The 4,866-nt window shown below is 63.9% G+C and carries 6 protein-coding genes and 1 tRNA gene; 2 read left to right on the forward strand and 5 right to left on the reverse strand.

Annotated elements, in window-relative coordinates:
• Positions 1–87: 87 nt before the first annotated feature.
• Positions 88–363, reverse strand: coding sequence for a YrhK family protein (locus tag ABNU97_RS17120; RefSeq protein ID WP_348767876.1), 276 nt, complete (start codon positions 361–363; stop codon positions 88–90).
• 124 nt (positions 364–487) lie between these two features.
• Positions 488–1,945 carry an NAD-dependent succinate-semialdehyde dehydrogenase gene (locus ABNU97_RS17125; RefSeq protein WP_348767877.1) on the reverse strand — a complete coding sequence of 486 codons (1,458 nt, stop codon included), beginning with the start codon at positions 1,943–1,945 and terminating at the stop codon, positions 488–490.
• A gap of 180 nt (positions 1,946–2,125) precedes the next feature.
• On the opposite strand from ABNU97_RS17125, the gene ABNU97_RS17130 reads away from it, so the two are divergent.
• The gene (locus ABNU97_RS17130; RefSeq protein WP_348767878.1) at positions 2,126–3,538 is read left to right on the forward strand and encodes a sensor domain-containing diguanylate cyclase; all 1,413 of its coding nucleotides are present in this window, start codon (positions 2,126–2,128) and stop codon (positions 3,536–3,538) included.
• A gap of 10 nt (positions 3,539–3,548) precedes the next feature.
• Here ABNU97_RS17130 and ABNU97_RS17135 read toward each other — a convergent pair.
• From ABNU97_RS17135 to ABNU97_RS17145, 3 genes are all read right to left on the reverse strand, one after another.
• Positions 3,549–3,624, reverse strand: a tRNA-Glu gene (locus ABNU97_RS17135).
• 64 nt (positions 3,625–3,688) lie between these two features.
• Positions 3,689–3,901 carry a hypothetical protein gene (locus ABNU97_RS17140; protein ID WP_348767879.1) on the reverse strand — a complete coding sequence of 71 codons (213 nt, stop codon included), beginning with the start codon at positions 3,899–3,901 and terminating at the stop codon, positions 3,689–3,691.
• Positions 3,902–4,037: 136 nt separating this feature from the next.
• Positions 4,038–4,643 (reverse strand): rhomboid family intramembrane serine protease, encoded by a 606-nt coding sequence (locus ABNU97_RS17145; RefSeq protein WP_348767880.1) that lies wholly within the window; start codon positions 4,641–4,643, stop codon positions 4,038–4,040.
• On the opposite strand from ABNU97_RS17145, the gene ABNU97_RS17150 reads away from it, so the two are divergent.
• Positions 4,633–4,866 (forward strand): hypothetical protein (locus tag ABNU97_RS17150; protein ID WP_348767881.1); only part of this gene is annotated, 234 nt, incomplete at its 3' end. The genes ABNU97_RS17145 and ABNU97_RS17150 overlap by 11 nt on opposite strands.

The raw sequence follows: 4,866 nt of genomic DNA on the forward strand, positions 1-4,866 counted from the left end.
CGCCCGCGGCGTCTTGTCAGACGCGCGCAAAAGACACCGGCGCGACCGTAGATGAATAGATCAGAGGTTCCTTAGGGTTAACAGGCCCTAATCGCGGCGGTCGTCGTCGCCGGGCAGCGGCAGCTGGGCGATATGAAACTCGCGCGCAACCTTGATGGTCGGCCGCAGCAGAAAATGCACCGAGCCGATGGTGAAACACCAGGTCGCCGCGACCATCAGGCTTTCGTAGAAGAACATCACCGAACCGACCAGGAAATACAGCGCGGCCAGAAAATCGTTGAGCGTATAGAGCTTTTCGTAACGGCCGTAGACCCGACGTTCTTGGTGAGTGGCGGCGTGTTTGGGTTCGAACATGGCGGCCATGAATCGGTTCCTCGTTATGGGGCGGCTTGGATCGCGTGGTTGCGCGAGAACATAGCCGAACTGTGCAGGCGCTCACCAGCGTCGCGGCGCGCCGCAGCGGTGCACGGGGCCCGGCGCGCGCCGCTCAGACCGGCACGCCACCCAGACAGTAATACTTGGTTTCCAGGTATTCCTGCATGCCGGCATGCGCGCCTTCGCGGCCCAGGCCGGATTGCTTCATGCCGCCGAACGGCACGTGCGGACCGGTGATATCCATGGTGTTAACGCCCACCATGCCGTAGTCGAGCGCGCGCATGAATTTGCGAATTCGGGCGTCCGAATGCGTATGCACGTAGGCCGCCAGGCCATACTCGGTATCGTTGGCTTGGGCGATTACGTCGTCGTCGTCATCGAAGGCACACACGGCCGCCAACGGCGCGAACGCTTCTTCGGAGAAGATGCGCATGTCGGGCGTGATGTCGGCGAGCAGTGTCGGCATGAAATAGCGCGGGCCGGGCGCTTTGGCCTGGGCACGACCGAATACCCGGGCACCCTGGCTTTCGGCCTCGTCGGCCAGAGCCTGTGCCTTTTCCACCGCGCGCTCGTGGATGAGCGGTCCGATCTCGCTGGCTTCGTCGGCGCCGTTGCCGACCGTCATCGCGTTCATGCGTTCGACAAAACGATCCACGAACGCGTCGTAAAGATCGCGGTGCACGAATAGGCGGTTGGCGGCCACGCAGTCCTGTCCGCTGGTCTGAAATTTCGCGGCAATGGCCGAGTCCACCGCGCTGTCCAGATCCGCGTCTTCGCAGACGATGAAAGGCGCGTTGCCGCCGAGCTCCATCGACATGCGCTTGACCGTGGCCGCACCGTCGCGCAACAGCTGGCGTCCGATCGGCGTGGAGCCGGTGAACGACAGCGCACGCACGCGCGGGTCGTCGCACAGTGCTTTCGAAACGCGCTCGGCGTCGCCGGTCACCACGTTGAACTGGCCGTCGTCGAGGCCGGCCTGTTCGGCCAGCGCAGCCAGTGCGAGGGCCGAGAACGGCGTCTCGCTGGCCGGTTTGACCACCACGCTGCAGCCGGCCGCCAGGGCTGCAGCGGCCTTGCGGGTGATCATTGCCAGCGGGAAGTTCCACGGCGTAATCACGCCCACCACGCCGACCGGTTCCTCGACCCTGCCCAGCGCCATGTCCGCGTTCTCGGCCGGGATATTCACGCCGTTGCTGCGCCGGCCTTCTTCGGCAAACCAACGAATGAAGCTGGCCGCATAATCGACTTCGCCGCGCGCTTCGGCGATCGGCTTGCCCTGTTCGCGGGTCATCAGCTGGGCCAGGGCTTCGCGGTTTTGCTGCATGCCGTCGTACCAGGCCAGCAGCTTGTCGGCGCGGGTCGTCACCGGCGTTTCGCGCCAACGTGTGAAGGCCGCATCGGCGGCGTCGATGGCGCCCTGCAGACGGTTCGGCTCGAGATCGGGAATATGGCCTATGGTTTCGCCGCTGGCCGGATTGTCCACCGCCCGCCGCGCCTGGTCGGCGGCATCGATCCAGCGGCCGCCTACATAGGCGTGCTCGCGAAAGAGTTCGGTTTGGCTATCCGTCATGGCTTTGCCTCGATGTGCTTGCGATGGCCTCGAACTTGGGGCGCAAGCCGTCGGTGTCAACCGTGCGGGGCGGGTTCGTCCATGGCAGGCGCGCGGCATTCGATCAGCGGCCGCGGCCCGGGTACTATGACCAACCTGTGAACGACCGATTCGCAGGATCAGATCATCGCGAGTCACGACATGCACGAACCACGGCCCCCCGGGCCGCACGCAGGCGAAGAAGCCGCGAATTCTCTAGAGACAACGCTGACCGAGCTTTTCGCCGGCGTCGAGTATGCGGTTCTATGTGCTGACGAAAGCCGGCGCATCTGTTTCGTCAACGCCGCCGCGTTGGCGCTGTTCGGTTGTTGTGAAAAAGACATGCTGGGCCGCAAGGCCAGCGAGTTCTATTCTGCGGCGGCGCAGGACCCGTCTGCCGACACCTGGCAGACCGATGCGGATACGGGGCACGGCTACCGTCGTTCGCTTTGGCCCCGCCGTCGTTGCGACGGTTCGATCTTCGCCAGCCAGACCCTGCTGGCTACGCTTCGCGATCCACGCGACGGTGGCATGGTCTATCTCGAGCTGGTCTACGAAGTGAAGGACTGGTCCGGCCCGGCCCAGGTTCTGCACGCGCTGCGACGTACCGTGTTCGATCCGGCATTGACGTACGAGGCGCGCCGGCAGGCGTTGCTCGAATTCGGCTGCCAGCACTTCGGTCTGGCCTACGGGGCCATCAGCGAACCGGATGGCGACGAACTGGTGGTCGCCGCCGCGGTGGGCCCGGGGCGTGATCTGCAGGTGGGACAGATCTTCAAGCGAGGCGACACCTATTGCGATCATACGTTGGCGCAGAACGCGGTGTTTCGTCGTGACGGGCTCAGCTGCGAACGCGTGGCGGTGCGCAATTACGGCGGGCGGATCGAGCTGGGTTGCTATATCGGCTGTCCCGTGCGAACCGGCGATCAGGCGCAGGGCACGATCTGGTTTGCCGGTCGCGACGCGGACGGGTTGTTCAGCCGGGCGGACCTCGATCTGATGGTCACTTTCGCCCGCTGCGTGGGCGAGGAAATAGCGATCGAGAACGGTATCGGTGGGCTCCAGCGGGCCCGGGCGCGGCTGGCCCACGGCGAATCGCGGGACGAACTGACCGGTCTGGACGATCGCGCGGGAATGATCCGCCGGCTGAACGACGCGCTCGAGCGCCGACCGGAGCGACCAGAGCAGGCGTTGAGCGTCGCGCTGCTCGCCGTGGACCAGTTCGACACGCTCGATACCCGCCATGGCCAGGGCACGGGCGATACCGTGCTGCGACGAATCGCCGCAATCTGCCGAGACACGCTGCGCGAAAGCGATCACGTCGGGCGCTGGGGCGCTGACGAGTTCCTGCTGCTGTTGCCCGATACCACCTGTGAACAAGCCCGAGTCACGATCGAACGCCTGCTACAGGCACTACGCGAACCGCCAGGCCCCGATTCGATGCCTCGAGTGACCGCGAGCGCCGGCGTGATCGAAGCCGCGGGCGAAGACAGCGCCCAGATCATCGTGCATCGCGCCGATGTCGCACGCCATCTGGCGAGGTCAAAGGGCAGGGATCGGGTGGAAATCGGCTAAAGCCCGAAGATGGCGCTCCCTACGAGACTCGAACTCGTGTTTTCGCCGTGAGAGGGCGACGTCCTAGACCGCTAGACGAAGGGAGCAGCGATCGGCCGCACAGTATAGCGGCAGGCGCGCACGGCTCAAGCGATTTTTTGCCTGCGGCGATCAATTGGCGGCGCTGAGCCCGTCGGCATAAAGCCGCCAGAGCAGCAGTACCGCATAAATCGCGATCAGAGCGAAGCATACGATCGTGACCGTGCGGGGGCCTTTGCTCTGCGGAATCGGTTCGCCGCGCAGACGGCGCAGGCGCAGGATGAGCAGGCGTACCGCCAGCCAGCCAAGAAACGAAAACAGCAGTAATGCCAAGAGAAGCTTCATCGCAGTATCGCAAGACCTGTCATGGCTCTATGCATTGGCAGGGGTCGCCTGGCGGTCGGTGTCGTGGCGCACACGATTTGCGCATACGCGCATGGCCCTTTGATGAAACAGCCATCGACGCAAGACCAACCCAACCCTAGCCGGCGAACGGTTTCATCAGGTTGCCGAGGAATACACCGGCGAGACGGGGTTCCATGCATAGCGAGAACAGCACGCCATAGCCCGCGCCCCACAGGTGCGCGCTGTGGTTGATGTGATCGTGACCAATGCGTCCGGCATAAAGACCGTAGGCCGTGAACAGACCGGCATAGACCACCGCAGGAATGGGAAAGAAAAATACGTAGATGGTCGACCAGGGGGCGATCAGCACATAGGCAAACAACACCGCCGACACCGCGCCCGAGGCGCCGAGGCTGCGATAGCGGCTGTCGTTGCGATGCTGCAGATAGCTCGGGATGATCGCCACCACCACGCCCACGACGTAGAAGATCGCGAACCCCGCGGCGCCTATGTAGCGCTCGAAAAACCCCTCGATCGCGCGGCCGAAGAAGAACAGCGTGATCATGTTGAACAGCAGATGCTGGCCATCGGCATGAATGAAACCGTGGGTGATCAGGCGCTGGTATTCGCCGCGATTGACGGCCGGCGGCCAGAAGATCAGCCGTTCCATCATGTCGCGGTTCTGGAATGCGGTAAACGAGACAGCGCAGGTCACCGCTATCAATAGAATCGTGACGATCATCGAAGCCTTTCCCGAAAAGAACGTGCAAGCGCCCGGGCCAGGCGCTGGTAACCCCCATGGTACCCGGGCTGTCCTTCTGCCGGGTGACGAAACAGCGTATCGCCTGTCGCTGAGCCAGGGCGTGTCGTCACAAGATAAGGCGGCGCATCGGCGGCCAAGCCGCGGCACGACAAGGCATCGCGAGCGTCGCGTGGTTGTTCCACGTAAGCGAGCCCCTGAAAAT

Source organism: uncultured Salinisphaera sp., from assembly GCF_964012375.1.
Classification (GTDB): Bacteria; Pseudomonadota; Gammaproteobacteria; order Nevskiales; family Salinisphaeraceae; genus Salinisphaera.